This window comes from Pseudoalteromonas sp. TAE79, assembly GCF_000498015.1.
GTDB lineage: Bacteria > Pseudomonadota > Gammaproteobacteria > Enterobacterales > Alteromonadaceae > Pseudoalteromonas.
On record NZ_AUTL01000221.1, the window covers coordinates 25,845 to 47,903 of the forward strand.

Annotated in this window: 15 protein-coding genes and 2 pseudogenes; 9 read left to right on the forward strand and 8 right to left on the reverse strand. The window is 40.3% G+C overall.

Going from position 1 to position 22,059, the window contains the following annotated elements; all coding sequences use genetic code 11:
* Positions 1-27: 27 nt before the first annotated feature.
* Positions 28-540 (reverse strand): MarR family transcriptional regulator, encoded by a 513-nt coding sequence (locus L655_RS0116840; protein WP_024605653.1) that lies wholly within the window; start codon positions 538-540, stop codon positions 28-30.
* A 180-nt stretch (positions 541-720) separates the two neighbouring features.
* On the opposite strand from L655_RS0116840, the gene L655_RS0116845 reads away from it, so the two are divergent.
* Positions 721-1,608 carry a haloalkane dehalogenase gene (locus tag L655_RS0116845; RefSeq protein ID WP_024605654.1) on the forward strand — a complete coding sequence of 296 codons (888 nt, stop codon included), beginning with the start codon at positions 721-723 and terminating at the stop codon, positions 1,606-1,608.
* Between the two features lie 120 nt (positions 1,609-1,728).
* Here L655_RS0116845 and uvrA read toward each other — a convergent pair whose 3' ends face one another.
* Positions 1,729-4,281, reverse strand: a complete 2,553-nt coding sequence (uvrA, locus tag L655_RS0116850) for an excinuclease ABC subunit UvrA (protein WP_024605655.1) — start codon at positions 4,279-4,281, stop codon at positions 1,729-1,731.
* A 268-nt stretch (positions 4,282-4,549) separates the two neighbouring features.
* Between uvrA and L655_RS0116855 the strand changes: the two genes are divergently transcribed.
* The 5 genes from L655_RS0116855 (at position 4,550) to L655_RS0116875 (ending at position 8,962) form a co-directional block, all read left to right on the forward strand.
* On the forward strand, positions 4,550-4,954 hold the full coding sequence (locus tag L655_RS0116855; RefSeq protein ID WP_007375644.1) for a hypothetical protein: 405 nt from the start codon (positions 4,550-4,552) through the stop codon (positions 4,952-4,954).
* Between the two features lie 184 nt (positions 4,955-5,138).
* Positions 5,139-5,555 (forward strand): hypothetical protein, encoded by a 417-nt coding sequence (locus L655_RS01000000125785; protein WP_241764505.1) that lies wholly within the window; start codon positions 5,139-5,141, stop codon positions 5,553-5,555.
* Positions 5,556-5,937: 382 nt separating this feature from the next.
* The gene (locus L655_RS0116865) at positions 5,938-6,777 is read left to right on the forward strand and encodes an alpha/beta hydrolase-fold protein (RefSeq protein ID WP_024605656.1); all 840 of its coding nucleotides are present in this window, start codon (positions 5,938-5,940) and stop codon (positions 6,775-6,777) included.
* Positions 6,778-6,995: 218 nt separating this feature from the next.
* Positions 6,996-7,400 carry a DUF1801 domain-containing protein gene (locus L655_RS0116870; RefSeq protein ID WP_024605657.1) on the forward strand — a complete coding sequence of 135 codons (405 nt, stop codon included), beginning with the start codon at positions 6,996-6,998 and terminating at the stop codon, positions 7,398-7,400.
* Between the two features lie 107 nt (positions 7,401-7,507).
* Positions 7,508-8,962, forward strand: a complete 1,455-nt coding sequence (locus L655_RS0116875; protein WP_024605658.1) for a hypothetical protein — start codon at positions 7,508-7,510, stop codon at positions 8,960-8,962.
* Between the two features lie 148 nt (positions 8,963-9,110).
* Here L655_RS0116875 and L655_RS0116880 read toward each other — a convergent pair whose 3' ends face one another.
* Entirely contained in the window at positions 9,111-10,694 is a 1,584-nt protein-coding gene (locus L655_RS0116880) for a sulfotransferase (RefSeq protein WP_024605659.1), read from the reverse strand.
* A gap of 103 nt (positions 10,695-10,797) precedes the next feature.
* Positions 10,798-13,215 (reverse strand): annotated as a pseudogene (locus tag L655_RS01000000125790) (TonB-dependent receptor).
* A 478-nt stretch (positions 13,216-13,693) separates the two neighbouring features.
* Here L655_RS01000000125790 and L655_RS0116895 point away from each other — a divergent pair.
* On the forward strand, positions 13,694-14,788 hold the full coding sequence (locus L655_RS0116895) for an NADH:flavin oxidoreductase/NADH oxidase (RefSeq protein WP_024605661.1): 1,095 nt from the start codon (positions 13,694-13,696) through the stop codon (positions 14,786-14,788).
* Between the two features lie 73 nt (positions 14,789-14,861).
* A complete protein-coding gene (locus L655_RS0116900; RefSeq protein ID WP_024605662.1) occupies positions 14,862-16,058 on the forward strand; it encodes an MFS transporter in 1,197 nt (398 codons plus the stop codon).
* An 80-nt stretch (positions 16,059-16,138) separates the two neighbouring features.
* Here L655_RS0116900 and L655_RS01000000125795 read toward each other — a convergent pair.
* The 3 genes and pseudogenes from L655_RS01000000125795 to L655_RS0116915 form a co-directional block, all read right to left on the reverse strand.
* A pseudogene (locus tag L655_RS01000000125795) lies at positions 16,139-17,006 on the reverse strand (DMT family transporter).
* Between the two features lie 233 nt (positions 17,007-17,239).
* The gene (locus tag L655_RS0116910) at positions 17,240-17,983 is read right to left on the reverse strand and encodes a FadR/GntR family transcriptional regulator (RefSeq protein ID WP_002960591.1); all 744 of its coding nucleotides are present in this window, start codon (positions 17,981-17,983) and stop codon (positions 17,240-17,242) included.
* 447 nt (positions 17,984-18,430) lie between these two features.
* A complete protein-coding gene (locus L655_RS0116915; protein ID WP_024605663.1) occupies positions 18,431-19,417 on the reverse strand; it encodes a Gfo/Idh/MocA family oxidoreductase in 987 nt (328 codons plus the stop codon).
* 197 nt (positions 19,418-19,614) lie between these two features.
* Here L655_RS0116915 and L655_RS0116920 point away from each other — a divergent pair, with 197 nt between their 5' ends.
* Positions 19,615-21,216: a GMC family oxidoreductase N-terminal domain-containing protein gene (locus L655_RS0116920; protein ID WP_024605664.1), complete on the forward strand. Its 1,602-nt coding sequence runs from the start codon at positions 19,615-19,617 to the stop codon at positions 21,214-21,216.
* Between the two features lie 27 nt (positions 21,217-21,243).
* Here the strand turns inward: L655_RS0116920 and L655_RS0116925 are convergent, their stop codons facing one another.
* Positions 21,244-22,059 (reverse strand): class I SAM-dependent methyltransferase, encoded by an 816-nt coding sequence (locus L655_RS0116925; protein WP_024605665.1) that lies wholly within the window; start codon positions 22,057-22,059, stop codon positions 21,244-21,246.

The window sequence follows — 22,059 nt, forward strand, 5'->3', positions numbered from 1 at the left end:
TAGTGGGCAGATGCATGAAGTAATTAGTTACTTAATTGAGTTTTCTACCGGGCAGCCTTGTTTACGGCATACACCTTCGTTACATAATTTGCATATTTTACGTGCTTCTACCTGCTCGGTTGTTAGGCTGCCAAGTGCTATTTCTATCAAACTTAAAAAGCTTTGTTTTTGTTCATCATTAAAGTTGTTTAGTATTTTAGAGGTGGCTGTTTCTCTGCTGCCTAGTACTAGTTCAACTCTTTGGCTACCTTTATCCGTTACGCATAAAACAACAGAGCGGGCATCTTTTACTGACTTTCGCCTTTCTACAAGTTCTTCTTTTTCAAGTGTATTTATTAATCTAACTGCACCAGAATGCGTTAAGCCTAAAACCTTGCTTAGTACATCAATGGTTTCATTAGGATGATTGTAAATAGTGACCAGTGCCGCTTCGTGGCTTAGGCTTCGCCCGCCTAATTCGGCAATCTGTTTTTCAATGTCATTAGAAACAGAAGTAGCAAACGTGCCGATTAAATTTGATATATATTTTTCATTTTTCATAAATTTAATTATATGTGATTCGATCATATAAATATAGTGACAAATTAAGCGCTTTCATTTGTTGTGTGACTCAGTCATGTATATTAACTCGAAATTAGTTAATCTACTTCGAATATTACACAAATTAGATGAGCGAGGATTTACCGCCAGCTCATCAGTTAAATAAAGCGATATAATTAAATGAAGAATGATTCAGAAACATTACGTTATGCAAAAAAGTTTAAAACTGTATTAGATAAAAAAATGGCTTATATAGATGAAGGCGAAGGTGATCCTATTGTATTTTTACATGGTAACCCTACATCTAGCTTCCTTTGGCGAAACGTTATGCCCTATTTGCAAGGAAAAGGGCGTTTAATTGCTATCGATATGATTGGATTAGGAGATTCACAAAAGTTAGATAACACCCATGAAGGCAGCTACTCACTTGCTGAAAACAGCAAATACACATTTGCACTTTTAGAAGCGTTGGGTGTAAATAATAACGTTACCTTGGTGCTGCACGATTGGGGTTCAGGCGTTGGTTTTAACTGGGCTAATACACATCGTGATGCTGTAAAAGCAATTGCGTTTATGGAAGCAATTGTTACTGACTTTCCAACATGGGACGATTTTCCTAAAGATTTGCACGGCCCTATTGGCACTATGCGCTCAGCTGAGGGTGAAAAAATGGTGCTTGATGACAACTTTTTTATTGAAACAATATTACCAGCGACCATTGCACGCAAATTAACGCAAGCAGAGCATGATGAGTATCGCAGACCCTTTATAAATGCAGGAGAAGATCGCCGTGCAATTTTAGCAGGGCCTCGCCAACTGCCCATTGCTGGAGAGCCTGCCGATACCGTGGCTTTAGTTAAAAGCTATGCGAGCTATTTAGCTAACTCTCACGATATTCCAAAGCTATTTATTAATGCTGAACCGGGTGCTTTTTTAGTTGGTTACGCAAGAGATTTTGTGCGCACATGGCCAAACCTAACTGAGGTAACCGTAAGCGGTATTCACTATATTCAAGAGGATTCACCGCACGAAATAGGTAAAGCTATTTCAGATTGGTTACCAAGATAAAAACAGGATGTATTAGTAAACCTGAACTTTGGATAATTAATCTATCTCAAGCTGTTATTTTCAGCGTTAACTACCATATATAGATGACGCTTTTATACAACTAAAAGCGTCATCTATTAACTATTTAAGTAAAAATGGTGCGGTTTTACTCGCCTTTACGCTTGCCACTTTTTCGGGTGAACCTTGCGCTACAATTAAGCCGCCTTCTTCACCAGCACCAGGGCCTACATCAATTACCCAGTCACTATTACGGGCTACTTGCATATCGTGTTCAACCATAATAACGGTATTGCCAGCATCAACTAATTTATTTAACTGCGACATTAACATTGATACATCCGATGGATGCAGCCCTGTGGTTGGTTCATCAAGAACATAAAGCGTGTTGCCGCGCTGCGCACGTTGCAGCTCGGTGGCTAATTTAATACGTTGCGCTTCACCGCCAGAAAGCTCGGTAGCAGGTTGCCCTAAACGCAAATACCCAAGACCTACTTGCATAAGTGCATCGAGTGCTCGAAGTATTGCAGGCTCATTTTCAAAAAAGGTATGCGCCGATTCAACCGTTAAATTGAGAATATCGCTTATGTTTTTATCACGATATGTAACCTCAAGTGTTTGCTCGTTATAACGTTTGCCATGACACACTTGGCAAGGTGAGTAAACGCTTGGTAAAAACAGCAGTTCTATACTTACAAAGCCAACGCCTTCACAGTTTTTACAACGGCCTTTAGCTACATTAAACGAAAAACGACCGGCATCGTAACGGCGCTCTTTTGCTTTTTGGGTTGAAGCAAATAGTTTACGCACATGATCAAATAAACCCGTATAGGTAGCTAAGTTTGAACGAGGGGTACGGCCAATCGCTTTTTGATTTACGGTAATCAGGCGGCTTATATTATTTATACCTTCAATGATTTTTCCGCTGGTGTGTGTTTGCAGCTCTTGTTCGAGTAAGTCGGCTTCGTCGGTTGGCGCTTGTGTTACTACTTTTTGCCCGATCGCTTCGTAAACAAGCTCTACTAACGCTTGGCTTACTAGGCTTGATTTACCAGATCCCGAAACCCCAGTAACGGTTGTCATAACACCCAGTGGAAATTCTGCATTGAGTTTTTTAAGATTGTTACGCTCAACATCAGCCAATTTTAACCACGCTTTTGGCTGCCTTTGCTCCTTTTTTTGCGCGCTGTTTTGAGTAGACTCTTGACTGGCGTTTTTAGCAAAAAGGTGGCGACCGGTGTGCGAATTTTTTATTTTTCTTAACCCTTCAACAGGGCCGCTGTAAATAATGTCGCCACCATGCACTCCTGCATCAGGGCCTACATCAACAATCCAATCGGCATGTTTAACAACGCTGACATCGTGCTCAACAACAAATACAGAATTGCCAGCCGCTATTAACTCATCAAGCGCTTTTAAAAGTGCTTGTGTGTCGGCAGGGTGTAAACCCGCTGAAGGTTCATCTAGCACGTAAACCACCCCAAATAATTTAGAGCGGATTTGTGTGGCAAGTCGCAACCGTTGTAGCTCTCCGGGTGAGAGCGTTGGCGTTGTACGCTCAAGCGACAAGTACCCTAAACCAAGCATGGTTAGTGCTTCAATACGAGTGAGAATGTCACTGGCAATGCGCTGCGTAACAATGGCTTGCTCTGGATTTTTTGTATTCTTATTTACTTTGGTGCTGGCGGCGTTACTTAGTTTTTTAGCAAGTTCGTTTAATGTAAGTTGAGATAGCTCGCCAATATCGAGCCCTGCAAATTTAACACTTAACGATGCTTGTTTTAATTTTTTACCTTGGCAAGTAGGGCACTGCGATATTTGCATAAACTGCGATACGCGCTTTTTAGTACGCGGGCTTTGGGTAGTAGCAAAAGACTGTAAAACAAAGCGTTTAGCGCTTGAAAAAGTTCCCATGTAGCTTGGATCTTCGCTATTTTTTATCGCATTCTGTGTTTGCTCATAGGTGTAATCTGGGTATACCGGCACAGTAGGTGTTTCGTCGGTAAATAAAATCCAATCGCGTGCTTTTTTAGAAAGTTTGTTCCAAGGTGTGTCTATATCATAACCAAGGGAAGTAAGAATACGGCTTAGGTTTTTACCTTGCCATGCTGGTGGCCACGCTTCAATGGCGCGCTGGCGAATAGTTTTTGTATCATCTGGCACAAGTAGCTTTTCGGTTACTTCAAATACTCGGCCTATTCCTGAACATTCTGGGCACGCACCTTGTGGCGTATTAGGGGAAAACGCATCGGCATATAAAATACTCTGCCCAGCTGGGTAATCGCCAGCACGAGAGTAAAGCATGCGTAGCGCGTTAGAAATAGTTGTTATGCTGCCAACGGATGAGCGAACCGAGGGCGCGCCGCGTTGCTGCTGCAAAGCAACGGCAGGCGGTAGTCCTTCAATAGAATCAACATCGGGCTCATCAACTTGATCTATCAACCTACGGGCGTAAGGCGATACTGAATCAAGATAACGGTGCTGCGACTCAGCAAACAGCGTTCCAAAAGCAAGCGACGATTTTCCAGAGCCCGATATCCCTGTAAAAACAACCAATGCGTTACGAGGTAAATCAACGTCTATATTTTTTAAGTTGTGAACGCGCGCCCCTCTTACTTGAATGCTGTTACTGGGATCAGATAAATCCATTGTTGAGTTTTTATGTGTGCTTGCCATACGTTTATACTCCTGTTTAATCGCGCTTTTTACTTTAAGTTAGCTTTGAATTATTTACTCTTATCACTCGGTATTACCCTAAAGTAGCGCAAGCACACTGAATGAGCGCTTAGTCTGTAGTGGCGCAGCCAAAGCGCTGGATAAAATTGCGATGATTGTTTGTTTACATAATAGGTATGGAATGCGAATATAATTTAAACAGTTATTGTTATGTAATTTGTTACGTAATTTACTAGGTATTTTACTAGGTAATGAAAAGGAACTAACAGTGAATAAAGCCTTAGTGATCATTTTATTGGTGCTTTCGTGGGCAACCCAAGCCGACTCTATTAAAGCGCTAAATGTTGACCGTGCAGTACCAAATAGCATGCACTTATCTTTTGCAAACGATAGCAACATAACCCCTAAAAAAGGGGATTTTAAAATCGTTAATTATGTATTAATGAGCAATGAAGAGGGCGAACGCTGGGCTGTTATAACGCTAACTAACTTATCGTCGGGCAATCGCGAATTAGGCGAGGAGCACTTACTTGCACTTTTTGCTGACGGCAGCCGATTCATGCCAATGGAATTTAAACTCGGTTTTAAAGGCAACGAAACACAATCGGTAACTGTATCGTTTGCCGATTATAAGTTCCCTATTTTAAGTGTGTATTCGAGTAACGATTTGTAACTAATAAAGATGCGATAATATTAAATTAGGGATATTTCTAAAATTAAGGATTTTTATGAAGTTTGAAGATGCGCAACAAAATATGAACCTCGCATACTTCGGTGGTGGAACCGGTGTATTAGTGTCTGGCTTGGTTTGGTGTATAGCTGGCTTTGTCGCATTACTGCATTAAAATCAATCGAGTATGCTTACTTTGTTTTTTGGTGGTATGTTTATACATCCTTTAGCCATGCTACTTTCAAAAGCTCTTAAACGCTCTGGCAATCATGACCCTAAAAACCCATTAGGTAAATTGGCCTTAGAAAGCACTATTATTTTATTTGTTGGTTTGTTTTTAGCGTTTTACGTAGCAAAACTTCAAGCTGAATGGTTTTATTCAATAATGCTGATGATAATTGGTGTTCGCTATTTAGTTTTCAACACATTATATGGCATGAAAGTGTACTGGATTTTAGGTGCTTCGCTTATGTTTTTTGGCATGTTGTGTATTGTATTAAATGCCAATTTTGTAATCGGCGCCTTTATTGGCGGGATAACCGAAATAGTATTTGCGCTAGTAATATTTGCCCAATCGAAAGGTATGGTTTTAAAAACAGAATAACAAGCTCTTATAATCGCAAAAATAGTGTGCAGTTGGAGTTACCCTTCAGCTTGGTATATAGCAAAGGCTTTTTAAAGTATTGAGTATCTGCAAATTGCATGTATCCATTAGTCGGCTTAGAGCGATAAGCGGTCATTGAAAGAGGCTAAATATTGTTGTTAATTGATTGGTTAAACTGCTCTTTGCGCATATATTCATGAAAATGAGCGCTGAGCGCATATTATTCTATTTAATTTTTCTTTAAAGTTTTAGAAAACTTAGTGGTAGTAATGCTTTAGGTTATTTGTTAAAACTATATAAAGTAGATAAATGAGCGTTCAGTCGGAAGAAATATGCGCGATGAGCGCACTATAAAATTATTATACACATCAGGGAAGTTAGTATGAAAAATTTGGTATCGGCGTTCTCAATCTTGTTATTTACCTTGCCAGTATTCGCGGATGACTCAATTTTATTAGGCACATCCACATCGTTAGAATCGAAGATCATGGCTGAGAATAGACCTTATATGGTTTATTTACCCCCATCTTACGAAAAAAGCGAAAATACCTACCCTGTCATTTATCTTCTTGACGGCGATATCCATAGATTTAAAGGGTTTGTCGGTGTACTTGAATCCTTAAGTACAGAAACGCTGGAGAATCAGGTTCAAGAAGCTATCGTAATTGCCATTCCGAATACAAATAGATCTCGTGACTTAACTCCGTCATCGATTATAGAGTGGAAGTTTAAAGACCGCGTTTTGGAAACATTCGAGCAAACAGGAAACGCTAATCAGTTCGCTAAATTTCTTGAAAAAGAGTTGATACCCGCCGTTGACACTGCATATAGGACGTCCAACAAGCGATTGTTAGTTGGTGAGTCGTTTGGCGGTTTGTTCGCAGCAAACACTCTTATAGAGTCACCATCTGTATTTACAGATTATTTAATCATAGATCCCACATCGCTATGGGATAATGATTACTTAAATCGGGCATTGAACGCCGGCAATAGAGATATAAATTTCAATTCTCGAGTTTACTTTGCTTTCGCAAACAATTCTCATTTGGGAGATATCGGGCTGACCAATTATAGATGGGGTGCTACTTTTGCTTCATCTGTAATTGATAATAATGATGCTATTTCGGAGCAACAATATTTTAAAAATGAGACTCATGGTACCGTTGCTTTTTTAGCTTGGTACAATGGGCTTAAGACACTTATGTCAACCACCAAGCAGTGATGTGTATAACAAAAAATTAAGCCGCCTGCTGCGTCCCTTATTTCAAAGTTGAGGCTGTAGAATTACTCTTTTTTAAGAAAAACATCCTGTTTTATGGGTCCCAAATGCATTACCTAATGCTCTAAAAACGCTTAGAACTAATTGCAGGAGCTAGTTTTTTAATTGATTTTGGCTGTTGGAGTTATTCTACAGGCTCGTTATGTGAATAGGAGGTTCCAGTGAACAAGGTAGTCAAAGAACGCTTTGATGAATATCCGGAAAATGCTCGTATTAGGCTAGAGGAGCTAAGAAATCTAGTCTTTCAAATCGCATCTGATTTGGAGCTGGGTGAAGTCGATGAAACTCTAAAATGGGGTGAACCTAGCTATAGTGTAAAAACAGGCAGCCCGCTAAGAATGGACTGGAAGCTGAAATCTCCTAATAATTATTACCTGTTCTTTAATTGCCAAACTAAGTTAGTCGATACATTTAGAGAATTGTATGGTGAAGAACTGGTGTTTCAGGGAAACAGATCAATAGTTCTGTCCTTATCGCAAGTGTTACCAGAAACAGCAATCAAGTCCTGTTTAGAGTTAGCTCTAACCTATCAGCAGCGTAAACATTTACCTCTTTTAGGCGCGTGAAGATCACAAAATACAGTTGGCTATTTTCACTCCGTTCAATATTTTAGCCAACAATATTTTGTCGCTTAAGGTGGAGTTATATTTTTAATTGAGTTCAGAGGTATTTGATGGCAAAAGCTAAGTTGTCTCGAGATCAGAAAAGAAAGAAGAGGCTTGAAAAGAGACGTAAAAAAACTGATGAGGCAGTTAAGTTGCCATCAGGAGTGAGGAGTATTTCTAGACGTCAATTTGATGCTTTTTGTTTTTCACGTCATCCTATGGCGAGAAGTACAGCAGATGAAAAACAGTGGTTTATTGCATACGATAAAAAAATTCTAGCAACTGTTTTTAGAGATGCAATCGATAATGATTATGGCTTTGTCATTATGGGGCGTGATACTAGAAAAATATTTAGGGCGCTAGAAGTAAGCAAAACATTTAAACCTAGTGAACTAGGTGCTCGAAATGAACTAATCAAAGCTATTAAAAAATATAAAAATGATGGTAAATCTTTTTACCCTCGAGGGGATGAAATTAAATTAACCAATGAACTTTTTGAGCCTTTAGTTGAGCGAGGAAAGTTGAATCCCATCTATATAGCTTTAGCTGAAGAACCTAGGATGGAAGCAGCTCGAAATTTGATAAAGGAAATTGTGTATACTTTTGATGACCCTGATGGTCATTATATAAAAGAATTTCAAACACATGGCTTTGACGCTCGTCTTTGGGAGTTGTATCTATATATCTATTTCCACGATAAATTCACTCAAATTAAAGGGAATGCTGCACCTGACTTCCACATTACTAATGGGGTGCATGAGTATTTAGTTGAAGCTGTGACAGTGAATCCGAGTGAAAATCAAGCGCGTCCAGATGAAGAGGCGCCGGAAGATCCCGAAAAGTTACGAGAGCTACTCAACGGCTATATGCCAATTAAGTTTGGTAGCCCTTTATATTCTAAGCTCAAGAAGAAATATTGGGAAAAATCTCATGTTCAAGACAAGCCATTAGTATTCGCAATACATGACTTTCATAGTACAGGCTCTATGACTTGGCCTAGAACTGCCTTAATGGAATACTTATACGGTTTTAGGGCATCGATTGTAGATGGAAAGCCACAAATTACACGCATAGAGACTCATGAATGGAAAGGTAAATCAATTCCTTCTGCCTTTTTCAATCAGCCTAACTCTGAGCATGTTAGTGCTATCTTATTTAGCAATGCAGCAACTATTACAAAGTTTAATCGTATGGGTAAGCTCGCTGGTATGGGGGGGGAAGATATTAAAATCTTGAGGGCTGGCACTCGGTTTAATCCTGATCCAGAGGCTTTTACTGGCATACCTTTCCATGAAGATGTAGATTCGCCTGAGTATACGGAATCATGGTCAGAGAGTTTGGTAATGTACCATAATCCAAATGCTTTGCATCCTGTTGACCCTAATGACTTTCCAGACATTTCACATATATTTTCGTGCGATGAAAATGGGGAACAAGGTTTCTATCAGCCATACGATGTGTTGAATTCAACTTCATTCGTTATTTCTACAAAGGAACAGATTCCTGAGTTAGCAAAAATATAACAAACGCTTTATAGCAGGCTTGCGCTCCTTCGTCGCTAATTTTAGCCTGCTATTTTACGCCGGTTAAGCGAGGCGTTACCAATGTCCGGTTATGGCACAAAGCGGACTATCCCTAAGTCCATCCATTTAACTCCCAGCTATAAAATGCTTACTCAAAACTGATATTTTGCTTTAAAAAGTAATCTTCAATTTCATCAGTATGGGGCCTAAACGCTTTCCAACGGCCAATTGCTTTATTGTTAAGTGGTTGGCGTACTTGCATTTTACTTGCAGTAGAAACCGGTGCGGTGTTTAAGTGAAAATCTATACATTGCTCTTGCCACTCTAGGTTACAAAAGCTGACTAACTCTTTAATTTGTTGCTCGGGCTGTGCGACTAATTCTTCGTATTTTACTAATTTTATATTGCTGTGCAGGGTACTAAAGTGCTGCATTAGTTTGTAAAAACGGCTGTAAAATTTAGCGGTGTCGAGTAGGTCGAGCGAGTACGCATAGTAGGGGTTATTTATAGTAAATAGCTGGCGATAGTTGCCAATACAGGTGTCCATTGGATCGCGCAGCATACAAATGATTTTAGCGTTTGGCAGTGCTTTGGTTATTAAATCGATATAAAAAAAGTTAAACGGGAGCTTATCAATAAAGTGTTTATGGCTGCCTGTTATTACGCGTGTTGCGTTTAAATAGGTTGACCCAAGCTGATTAAAATCAAGCTTGTAGGCTTTACTGAGCGTTTGAGTGTCGAGCACGTGAGGTGTTTGTGTTTGGCTCAGCTTTTTAACACTTAGGCCAAAGTCTTGTAATTCACCGGCTGATTGCACGTCGCTGTGGCTCGATAAAATACGCTCAACCAATGTGGTGCCAGAGCGGGGCATGCCTAATACAAAAATAGGTTCGGCCGTTGGGTTACCTTGTGTCAGCGCTTGTGTGTGCTGCTCACTTAAGTGTTTAATGTGTTCAAATAACTCAGTTGAGCTTTTATGATCAAACGGCTGCACAGCACGTTTTACTACTTTACCTTGCTCTAACGCGTTAAAAGCCTCTGAATATTCACCAATATCTTGATACTCTTTTGCGAGTGCATGGCCAATATGCAGTTTTGCATCGGGGTGTGTTACTTGCTCAAATACATTTTTTAAGCGCTCAATATGATTGTTTTGTGTACTTACTTTAGTTAAATCACTTAATGCAAAATGACTTTGGTGGTGCAGCGGGTTAAGCGCTATGGCATTTTCAAAAGCGAGTTGGGCTTTATCAAATAGCCCTAAAAACTTAGCGCTTACACCGTAGTTATAATAAAACGGTGGTTGAGCTTTGTTAGCCGCTGTAGCCAGTGTAATAGCGCGCTCAAAGTAGTTAAGTGCTTGCTCGTGAATACCTGCTTGAGTAAGTGCAACGCCAAGTGTGTCGGCATCAAGGGCTTTAGTTATTTGCTTTAATGGCACCGATAGTGCGGTGTTTTTTGCTTTTTGTAATTCGCCAGTAAGTGCGTAACATTTAGCAAGTTGCGCGGTGTATTCAATACTTTGGCCAAGGGTAAGGGCTTTTTCGATGAGCTTTATTGCTTTGTGTATTTGCCCAACAGTTAAATTAACCATAGCTAACAAAAAATACCCATCAGCAAAGTCTGGTTTGAGTGTCACTAACTCCACTAGGGCTTTGTGTGCTTGCTCTATTTTACCTTGGTTTAGGGAGTGTATTGCGCTTTGATGAAGTTGCTTTAAATTTGGCTGCATGGTTTTGGTAATTATTATTTTGTAAAAGAAAATAAAAAGGCTCAAATAAATTTGAGCCTTAAAACAGTATTTAAAAAGTGAGACTGTTTAAAAGTCGCTTAAATTATATTTCAAATTTGTAGTTAAATTTAACACCTACCGTAAGCGGGCGATTAATGTAATGGCCGTAGTTACGTTGTATGTCGGCGCCATTAGCTGATGTTATGTCTTCATCTGAACGACGAACGGATGTAACCGCGTATTTGTTGAATAGGTTATCAACATATAGCGTAGTTGACCATGCATCAGCTGTTAATTTAGCTGATATATTACTTAAGCTGTAACCTGGTAGTGTTTCGCCGTTATCACGAAGCCCTACTCTTGAAAGCACGTCGCTTTGCGCGGTTAAACCGTAGTTAATATCAAGCGTTTTGTCGTTAAACACGTTTGTTTGATAGTTTACACCCATCGAAAATTGGTTTTCAGGTGAGCCTGGTAAACGGTCGCCGTCTTCTGCGCCATCGGTACCATCGGCATTAAACAAAAATGGTGCGTCTGATGTTAGCTCTGCTTTTGTGTAAGCATAGGTTGCGTAAACTGAAAACGAGTCAGATAAAATAGCACGGGTTGAAATTTCTACCCCTCTTGCATTAGCGCTGCCTGCGTTTGAAAGGTACGTTAATTGACCTATATCTGTAGCGCCTGTAATTTGTGCATCATCCCAATCTACGTTAAATAACGCGGCGTTAAAGTGTAGCTGGCTTCTAAACCATGTACTTTTAAAGCCTAGCTCGTAGTTTGTTGTGGTGTCGGCTTCATATAATAATTCGTCAGGTTTACCACAACCTGTTTGTTGATCCTCAACAATTGGATCAGGACAAGACACTAAACCGTTTGAACCGCCAATTCTAAAGCCTTCGCTTACTGTTACATAGCCCATTACAGAGTCAGTGAACTGGTATTTAGCATTAAATTTAAATAAGTTACCGTTATCGCCTGCTTCGTCTTTTTCGTATGCAACGGTAATTTTGTCAGGATCTACTCCACCATACAATGTATTGGCTAGAGGAAAGTCAAAAGCCGCTTGCGACTCTATATCGTATTTGTAAAAACGGGCACCAATGGTCACATCTAATTTGTCGGTAACTTGGTAGCCAACTTCACCAAATAGTGCAGACTCAGTGACGGTACTTTTTGTAAGCTCTAAGTATTCTAATGAGTCAGGTCTTAGCTGCTCGCCACCAAAGTTATCGATAGCGAATTGGTCAAACCCAGGGGTAAACTCTCGGCTTGATGCTTCGGTTTCTGTTTTGTTGTAAAAGCCACCCACAATCCAGTTAAAGTCGCTGTCGCCTTGCGACACTAAGCGAATTTCTTGAGTAAAGGTATCTTCTTCGTCAATTTAACGGGTAAACGTTGAAAACGAAGGAAACTCTTCATAACCGTAATCAAGACGAATTAGTAAGTCTGTTTGATCGCGTTGACCGTCGGCATCAAAGCTTGAAATACCGGTTGCCGATACTAGCTCTGCAAAACCTAGGTCGGCTTTTAGTTCGAGGCTTAGTAATTGATCTTTTTTCTCGCGAGGTTCTTCAAAGCGATAAGCCGATTCGTATTTACCTATTACATCGCTTAAACCGTTATTTGCATTAAGGCTGTTGTAATGAACAATCGAGCGGCCTTCGCTGTCTTGGTTTTGGTAAAAGTAGTTAAGCGTACCTTCAAACGATTCATTCGGTTTAAAGCGTACGGAAATACGACCTGTTGTGGTGGTTTCGCCGTTGGCGTCTTTTACATTTTTAAGGTTGTTATTAACTGCTGAGCTATCGCTCCAATCTGGATCTGGCAACGATACGCCAGGTTCACGTACTACATAGCCGTAATCGATAAAACCCGGATCTTCATATACATTTAAGCTGGCGCGTACCGCTAATTTATCTTCGATAATAGGAAGGTTAAATATAAAACCGCCTTCGCCACCTAGAGAGTCACTTTCTTTTGTTTGAAACAGGTCGCCGTAAACTTCAAGCGATGTAAAATCAAGCTCAGGTTGTTTAAGCATGTAACGAATTGCACCGCCTAATGTGCCTGCACCATATAAGGTGCCTTGTGGCCCAATTAATACTTCAACACGCTCAATATCTACTAGGCGCATATCTACCGAAACCGGAATTTCGTTAATGTAAGTAGATACCGTGCCGCCATCTGATGATGGACCAGATGAATTGGTATTTAAACCACGAACAATAATAGGCGAGCCTGAGCGACCACCTTGATCGGTAATTGTTAAACCAGGTACCCAGCGCGCTACATCGGCAAGCTCATTGATATTTTGATTTTTCATAATATCTGCATCAAGGGCTGTAATATTTAGCGGTGCATTTTGCACAGAGCCGCTGCGCCTTGTTGCTGTAACTTCGATTACTTCGAGTGATTTGTTTTTAGCTGCAACTTCTTCTTGAGCAAGTGCGGCATTAGGCAATAAAAATACGCTAGAAACAGCGCTCGAAATAGCCAAGGTTAACAAGCTTGGTTTAAACATAAAAAGTGATCCCCGGTTCAAATGTTTTACATTAGTAAATTAAGTTAAGCAGTTTATCAGGGAGTGAAGTAGCTTGGAATATTTAAATTGAATTTTAATTCACTTTTATAGAATAAATATATTTTGTTTGTGGGGGGGTTATTTAGTTAATAGGCAATATAAGCAATAGCTTAGTCCTATTAGGTACAGCTAGGTTAAAAATCGCACTCTTGTTTAAAGGTAAATAGTCATTCATTTTTTAAAAATGGCTTTATGATGTGCTCGTTAAACAAATTATTACATTAAAATTGATAGTTTATAATGTTATTAATTATGCTTTTATCAGCACTATTAAAGTATATTTTTATCCCCATTAAGAGTGTTAAGTCGGAATTATAAGTAACTGTGTAAGTTATTGAGTGAGCGTGTTTGATTGCCGCTTCGTATTCTTTTTTTTGTTTTGTCAGCACTTTTTTGTGCGTGTTTTTAAGGATTAACAATGAGCCAACTATTTTCGCCTTTATCACTTGGGCAAGTAACGTTAGATAACCGTATTATTATTGCACCCATGTGCCAGTATTCAGCAAACAATGGCGCTGCTAGCGATTGGCATACTATTCATTTGGGCCAATTGAGTTTAAGTGGTGCAGGATTACTTATTTTAGAAGCAACAGCAGTAAACCCAGAAGGGCGTATTAGCTATGGCGATTTAGGGCTTTGGAATAACGAAACCCAGCAAGCCCTAGACAAAAGCCTAAAAGCAGTAAGGCAATACAGCCCTATGCCTATTGGTATTCAGTTAGCGCATGCTGGGCGCAAAGCATCAACTGAAAAACCATGGGACGGTGGCGATGCCATTGCACCTGATGATGTTAATGGCTGGCAAACGCTCGCCCCTTCGGCAATTGCGTATGACGCTAACAGCCCAGTACCAAAAGCAATGAGCCAATCCGATATTGACTCACTAATTAAAGACTTTGTCAGTGCAGCTAAACGCGCTGATGAACTCGGCCTTGATTTAATCGAGCTACATGGTGCGCACGGTTACCTGTTACACCAGTTTTTGTCGCCACTTTCAAACAAGCGCGATGACAACTACGGTGGTAGCCTAGAAAACAGAATGCGCTTATTACTTGATGTGTTTAAAGCGGTAAGAGCGGTATTCCCAAGTGAAAAAGCAGTGGGTGTGCGTATCTCGGCAACCGATTGGGTTGAAGGCGGCTGGGATTTAGAGCAATCGATAGTGCTTAGTAAAGCGCTTGATGAACTCGGCTGTGATTTTATTCATGTAAGTACGGCGGGTTTAAGCCCTGAGCAACAAATACCAGTAAAACCTAATTTTCAGGTGCCATTTGCAACAGCGATAAAAAACGTTGTTAAAATGCCTGTAATAGCCGTTGGTTTAATCACTGAGGCGCAACAAGCCGAAGATATTATTAGTGAGCAGNAAGCCGATGGCGTAGCACTTGCGCGTGGTATTTTATATAACCCGCATTGGCCGTGGCATGTTGCTGCAGAGCTTGGCGCTACAGTAACTGCACCTAAACAGTATTTACGCTCAAGCCCACATGGGCAGCCATCCCCAATTAAGTAAAGTTTAGTTTTTTGTAAAAACCCAATCAGCGTTTGCTGGTTGGGTTTTATTATTTTTGTAAAGTAGGATACACATGACCCAAACAGGCGTTTCACCACAACCACTTAGCAATACACTCGTCACTATTATTGCTTTGTGCTGCGGCCTTATTGTTGCCAATATTTACTACGCTCAACCTATCATTGAGTTACTAGCACCAGAGGTGGGGTTAAGCTCGCATAGTGCCAGCCTTATCGTATCGCTTACACAAATAGGTTATGCCTTAGGTTTGTTTTTTTTAGTGCCTTTAGCCGACTTAATAGAAAACAAACGCTTAATGCTTATAACGCTCGCTGTGTCGTTTTTAAGTTTAGTGGGTACGGCATTGGCTGATTCACCTAATGTAATGCTTATTTTATGTTTGATGATAGGTATAAGCTCGGTGTCTGTTCAGGTTCTTATTCCGCTTGCTGCGCATTTATCGTCGGATGAAAAACGCGGACAGGTGCTTGGTAATATTATGGCAGGTTTGCTGTTAGGTATTTTGCTTGCAAGGCCAATATCGAGCTTAATAGCCGATCACTTTGGTTGGCGTGCTGTATTTTACTTTGCCGCAGGGTGTATGGTGTTTATTGCAGGCGTAATTTATTTTGCTATTCCAAGCAGGCAACCTACCCATAAAACAACGTATTTTAAGTTATTAAAATCGCTTAAACAGTTAATGATTAGCCAACCAGTGCTGCGCCAACGTTCACTTTTTCAAGCATTAATGTTTGCATCGTTCAGTTTATTTTGGACGAGCGTACCGGTTGTGCTTGCCCGTGAGTATGGTTTATCGCAATCAGAAATAGCATTGTTTGCATTAGTGGGTGCGGCAGGTGCTGTAGCTGCCCCCATTGTTGGTCGCTTGGCAGATAAAGGCTATACACATCAGGTATCGTTACTGGCCAAAGTAATTGCAGCAGTGTGCTTTTTACCAAGCTTATTTGAGCTACCTTACGGCATTATAGTATTGGCATTAACCGGTGTGTTTATTGATTTTGCTGTGCAGGCCAATATGGTATTGGGTCAACGTGCAGTGTATGCACTAGAGCCGCAAAGCCGTGCGCGTTTAAACGCTATTTACATGACGAGTATATTTGTAGGCGGCGCAGTAGGCTCGCTTATTGCCAGCCCATTATATGAAGCGTGCGGGTGGACAGGTATTGCTCTGGTCGCGACGGGCATGCCGCTTATTTCGTTGATTGGCTATTTGGTTACAACTAAAAAGCAAAGTAAGGCTGTGAGTTAAAAATTACTGGATACAACACAATAAAGTCACCATGTTGTGTGGTGACTTTATTTAGATTATTTAGGTTATTTGGTAGTTAACTAAGTAGTCTGTTTTTTTGCGTTTGAAAACGAGCTACCAACAGAGGCAATAATTACCAGTAATATTGCCAGCCACTGCCAAATAGACAATAGTTCGCCTAATATGAGTAATCCGGCTAATGCTGCAATTGCGGGCTCTAAACTCATCATAATACTAAAGCCTTGCGACGACATATTACGCAAAGTGATCATTTCTAGGGTATACGGCAGGGCGCTTGAGAGTACTGCAATAGCAATGCCTAACGGAATAATATCCCAACTGAATGAAGAGGCTTGCAAAATTCCGCCATAGGGCACAAGTACAATGGCCGAAATAGTCATACCCATAGCCACAGTTGCACCACCAGAGCCTTGATTACCGGTTTTTTTACCAAAAAGAATATAACCTGCCCAACATGCACCAGCGGCAAGCGCCAATATAACGCCAACCGGATCTAGGCTTTCTTGGCCTTTCATATCAGGCAGTAATAATAAAATGCCCGCAATAGCACAGCCTACCCAAAATAGATCACGCTTACGGCGCGATGAAAATAATGCAACTGCTAATGGGCCGGTAAATTCAAGTGCAACGCCAATACCCAGTGGAATACGCTCTATGGCGTAATAAAACAAAATGTTCATACCGCCGAGGCTCAGGCCGTAAATTAAAATAGGAAATCGTTGGCCTGCGGCAGGNAGGTAAGTGTTTCCACGGTTTAAAAATCAGGCATAAAATAGTGGCAGAAAAACCTAAACGGAGTGCAGTAGTCCCTTCAGGGCCTACAATAGGGAAGAGTTGCTTGGCAAGCGAGGCACCAGATTGGATAGTTACCATAGCGAGCAATATACAAAAAACAGCGAGTAAGAGTTCTTTCGTAGATGAATGCATTATTTTCCTTGAGTTGAGTAACTCTATCAATTAGTTATGTAATGCAGGGAGTATAAAAGCTAAACCCCCCCAGATATTAATGGCGGCATAGTATCTTTTTTTAAATTTATAGGTAAGTGTTTGCGACCAAAAATAGTGCAATAAAAAGTATATTAAATAGGGAAGGTAAATAAAGTAAGAGGTAAAGTTAGCAAACAGGCGTTTGCTAACTTTAATCAGTTGGTTAAAAGGCCTTAGTGGGCACTTTTATTAACTAAGCCATCAAGCGAGTAGAGGCCTCGTTTTTCATCATTTTTGCGTTTAATTTCTTCAAGTGCACGCGATTCTACAGCGTCAAATAAAGCATTAATTAAGCGGTTAAAATGTTTGTGCATTGCACTGCGCGCTGCATTTGCATCATGCGACTTTAGGGCTGTATAAATAGCGGTGTGTTCATCCATAACGCACTCGTTATTGTTTTTACACACACTGCCATAGTCAGCAACAATTTGTGGATTTGTTAAACGTAAATCCCACAAGTTAGACACTGCAAATTCAAGTGCTTTATTACGCGTTGCTCTAGCTATAATTTCGTGGAACTCACGATCGGCTTGCTCAACATACAGGCCTTTTTCCATAGCAATTAATGTTTTATTTAGTTGCTCTAGTTCTTCTTCTGTAATGCTTTGAGCAGCTAGAGCGGCAATTTCGCCTTCAATTAATGCGCGAGCTTGAGTAAGTTCAAATGCACTGATCTCTTTTGATTTTATAGATGCATTTTTTTGTTCTACTACGTAAACACCAGAGCCAGTTTTAACTTCAACTCGGCCACGTACTTCTAATGCGATAATAGCTTCTCTAATGGTAGGGCGACTTACATCAAACATTTCTGCAAGTTCACGTTCAGGTGGTAAACGACTCCCAGCAGAAAATTCGCCTTGATTTATTAAAGACTCAATTTTATCAACTATGCGCCAAAATAAGCGACGATTACCCATACTTTACCTTCATTACCTTAAGGAATAATGGCCTCTGGGGCCTATAAGTCAAAACCAACTGTTAATATCAGAGGTTACCTTAAAATTCACTATTATGTCAAAATTCTAACGCGATGTTAGGGTTAAAAACCACTATACACCAACGGTTGCATTCTTGTATCACCAATTTAGTTTAAAATAATGTAATTGGCCAGCTTGATTGGTAATGTTTTTATGTGTTAGGTTAGATTTAAGGTTATTGAGTAATAAATATTGGTAATAAACCGAGTTGGGTTGTCAGTGTTAAGTTTGTTGTAGAAGTATTTGATTGCCCATGGATGGGGATCGCTATTTTAAAGTGTTTTGTAAAATGTGTCGTTGTACGAGAGCTATTTAAGCTTTCTTCTGGGCGTTAGCTGTCGTTAGCTGTCGTTAGCTGTCGTTGGTTAACGCCCATATTTTATTTAATTAGTCGTTAGGGTACACAACCCCAAGCTGTTTGCGCGCATCATCAAGAACGCTCATTACGTTACTGGCTAAAATGTGCGTATTAACAGGTGACTCAAGGATATTTTGCTTCACTAATGACATGAAATGCTCAACTTCGTATTTCATAAAGTGCTCATCAAACGGCTGGGATATAATCTCTACATCACCATTATTAGCAATAAATTCCACTTTTTTAAGTTGCGATACGGCTTCTATACGTATGCGCCCAAGCTCGCCTTGTATTTCGGTTATGTTGTCGCCTTGCGATATTTTGGAGTAACTAATAACGGCTTGTTTATCTGCATAGTTTAGTAATACATCGCCCGCACCATCTACACCAGTATCGAGCAATACGCCACTGGCACTCACGCTTTTTGGTGCCCCCCAAAGTGCAATTAATAAATACAGCGGGTAAATCCCTAAATCAACTAAAGCACCATTTGCAAACTCGGGTAAAAATGTGTTTGGGCGTTCTCCATTTTTATACTTATCGTAACGCGATGAGTATTGACTGTACTGGCCAATATATTTACGTGGTGTGCCAATTTTTACCATTGCCTGTTGTAGCTGTTCATAGCTAGGCAAGTGAGTGGTCATCATGGCTTCCATGTAAAGGCGCTGATGCTTTTTTGCTGTAGCTATAATGCTTGCAAGCTCTTTAGAATTGGCAGCTGATGGTTTTTCGCCAAGGACATGTTTACCCGCTTCTAGACACATAACGGCATATTGTTTGTGTAAGCTATTAGGGGCGGCTATGTAGACAGCATCGACATTTTGATCTTGGCAAACTTGCTCGATTGAGGTGAAAATTTTTGCTTGTGCATTTTGTGGGTGTTTGGCTAAAAATGCTTCGCCGCTAGATACTGCGCGCGAGCACACCCCATATAAATTAAAATCGTTTAACGTATTTGCAGCGGCTAACAATGTGTCGCTAATAAAATTGGTGCCAACAATAACAAAGTTCATGCTCACTCCTTAGAAAATATAAGAGCGATAATTGTATCATTTTAAATTTTGGCGTGTTTGTTTTAAAGGTTAAGTTTTTAATGTGTTTAGGCTTTAATTAACGTCGTTTTTTAGCTGAGGGTTTATGCAATATAAATAGCGATTAATGAGCTGGTTTTATGTATTGTGGTGTAAATAAAAAGTAAACGGCAAGTTGTATGAGCACAGAGTATGATTACATCATAATTGGTGCAGGCAGTGGCGGCTGTGTTATGGCATCGCGTTTGTCTGAGGATAAAAATGTAAATGTTTGTTTAATTGAAGCTGGCGGCAGCGATAAAAGTGCATTTGTGCAAATGCCAGCTGGCATAGCAGCGAGTGTGCCTTATGGCATAAATAGCTGGCATTACAATACGGTGCCACAAAAAGCGCTTAATAACCGCTGTGGTTTTGTGCCGCGCGGCAAAGTATTGGGTGGGTCAAGCTCTACCAATGCAATGGTTTATATTCGCGGTAACAAATACGATTACAATAATTGGGCACAGCTTGGTAATGAAGGCTGGGATTTTGAGAGTTTACTCCCGTACTTTATTAAAGCTGAGAACAATAAAGCGTTTATAAATAATGAGCTGCACGGGACAAAAGGCCCGCTACATGTACAAGAGCTAAATAACCCAAGCAATATGAACCAATACTTTTTAAATGCCTGTGCTGAGCAGGGCGTTAATTTAAGCGACGATATAAATGCCATAGAGCAAAGTGGTGCACGTTTATCGCAGGTAACTCAGCACAATGGCGAGCGTTGTAGTGCAGCAAAAGCATATTTAACACCGCATTTAAACCGCCCCAATTTAACGGTATTAACCAATAGCCACGTTAATAAAATAAATATAACCAATAACATAGCGCAAGGCGTGCAAATAGAGCGTAATAAAGAGGTTATTAATTTACGTGCTAAAAAAGAGGTAATACTTAGTGCTGGCGCTATTAATTCGCCGCAGGTATTAATGCTTTCAGGTATTGGCCCTAAAGCTCAGTTAAGCGCACATAACATTAAAGTTGAGCACGTACTTGAAGGCGTTGGCGCTAATTTACAAGATCACTTAACGGTGGTGCCACTTTATAAATCAAAAACAAATAAGGGTACCTTTGGTATAAGCCCACTTGGTATTGCGAGCATTATTAAAGGCTGCATTAACTGGTTTAGTAAGCGAGAAGGGCGATTAACCAGTAACTTTGCAGAGTCGCACGCGTTTATTCAATTATTTGAAGGCTCGCCAGCGCCCGATGTGCAACTAGAATTTGTGATTGGGCTGGTGGACGATCATAGTCGTAAATTACACACTGGGCATGGTTACAGTATACACAGCAGTATTATGCGCCCTAAAAGCCGAGGTACTATAACATTAGCCGACAGCAACCCGCGTAGTGCTCCACTTATTGACCCTAATTACTTAAGCCACCCAGACGACTTAGCTGTAATGATTGCTGGCCTTAAAAAAACACTCGCTATTATGCAAACTAAAGCTTTTGATAACATACGCGGTAAAATGATCTACCCGCTTGATATAAATAATGATGATCAGTTAATTGAGTTTATACGCCAAACGGCAGATACCGAGTATCACCCAGTTGGTACATGTAAAATGGGGCAAGACTCAATGGCAGTGGTGGATACTAATTTGCGAGTACACGGGGTAAGTAACTTACGCGTAGTCGATGCGTCGATTATGCCTACTATTATTACCGGCAACACAAATGCACCTGTAATTGCGATTGCTGAAAAAGCAGTTGATTTAATTAAACAGACAAATGTTTAATTGAATCAACTTTAGTAGGGCTATTAATTAGCTATAAAATTCATTTAGCCATTGTTGCCAATCGCTTTCAAGGTGCAGCATTTGCTGATGCTTTTTAGCATTTAGATGCTTGATTTCGTCCTCGCTTGCCATATAGGGTCCAACGCGACAAAGCGGGCAATGGTTTGGTGTTAAATATGCAGGTTTGGTAAGACGTAAGCTTAATTCGCTAGTATGTTTATCGATACTTTTTGGGCTGAAAACGTAAGTTATACCGCTGGTGTCTTTTACGTGTTTGTCGCGGTCAACATTACGAATTTTATAACCTTCAAAATGGCTAATATCAAATGGGATTTGGCCTAAATAATCAGCGTTTAAACCGTTATTTAAACTCCCTTCTATATTCCATTCTCGATAAGGTTTTACATCCTTTGAAGTGATGTAGCACAGCATTGGGCCATTTTTATCAAGCGCGTATTCGTTAGCGTATTTAATAAATTGATGCAGCAAAGCGCGGTTTAATACGTTCATACTGGTTTGGCGCGTGTTGTTTTCAAATGCTTCACGGCCAACAAAGGCAGGTATAAGCGGAAATTGAAAAATAACCACGTCAAAGCTGTGCTGGTTTTCACTTAGAGTTTGCCAACACGCGGGATTTGTTACATCAAAACTATTAAGTATCTCAACATTATGCGCTTTTAAGTTACTAAGTGCATTGTGCTGGTACTTTTGCTCAATAGTCGTTTGGTCATCGTAAGTGGATGCAACCAAAGCTTTTGGCGATAGATGAGTGTAAATAGCGTTCGAAAACGATAAATCGCCATCGCCTACGGTGAGTATTCGCCATTGAGGATTTAAATACAT

What these genes read in the sequence shown, in the direction of transcription:
- L655_RS0116880 (WP_024605659.1), bottom strand. Translation starts at nt 10,694, where the DNA reads ATGCAGCCAAATTTAAAGCAACTTCATCAAAGCGCAATACACTCCCTA.
- L655_RS0116915 (WP_024605663.1), bottom strand. Translation starts at nt 19,417, where the DNA reads ATGAACTTTGTTATTGTTGGCACCAATTTTATTAGCGACACATTGTTA.
- L655_RS0116840 (WP_024605653.1), bottom strand. Translation starts at nt 540, where the DNA reads ATGAAAAATGAAAAATATATATCAAATTTAATCGGCACGTTTGCTACT.
- L655_RS0116900 (WP_024605662.1), top strand. Translation starts at nt 14,862, where the DNA reads ATGACCCAAACAGGCGTTTCACCACAACCACTTAGCAATACACTCGTC.
- L655_RS0116910 (WP_002960591.1), bottom strand. Translation starts at nt 17,983, where the DNA reads ATGGGTAATCGTCGCTTATTTTGGCGCATAGTTGATAAAATTGAGTCT.
- L655_RS0116845 (WP_024605654.1), top strand. Translation starts at nt 721, where the DNA reads ATGAAGAATGATTCAGAAACATTACGTTATGCAAAAAAGTTTAAAACT.
- L655_RS0116875 (WP_024605658.1), top strand. Translation starts at nt 7,508, where the DNA reads ATGGCAAAAGCTAAGTTGTCTCGAGATCAGAAAAGAAAGAAGAGGCTT.
- L655_RS01000000125785 (WP_241764505.1), top strand. Translation starts at nt 5,139, where the DNA reads ATGCTTACTTTGTTTTTTGGTGGTATGTTTATACATCCTTTAGCCATG.
- L655_RS0116865 (WP_024605656.1), top strand. Translation starts at nt 5,938, where the DNA reads ATGAAAAATTTGGTATCGGCGTTCTCAATCTTGTTATTTACCTTGCCA.
- L655_RS0116925 (WP_024605665.1), bottom strand. Translation starts at nt 22,059, where the DNA reads ATGTATTTAAATCCTCAATGGCGAATACTCACCGTAGGCGATGGCGAT.
- uvrA (WP_024605655.1), bottom strand. Translation starts at nt 4,281, where the DNA reads ATGGCAAGCACACATAAAAACTCAACAATGGATTTATCTGATCCCAGT.
- L655_RS0116920 (WP_024605664.1), top strand. Translation starts at nt 19,615, where the DNA reads ATGAGCACAGAGTATGATTACATCATAATTGGTGCAGGCAGTGGCGGC.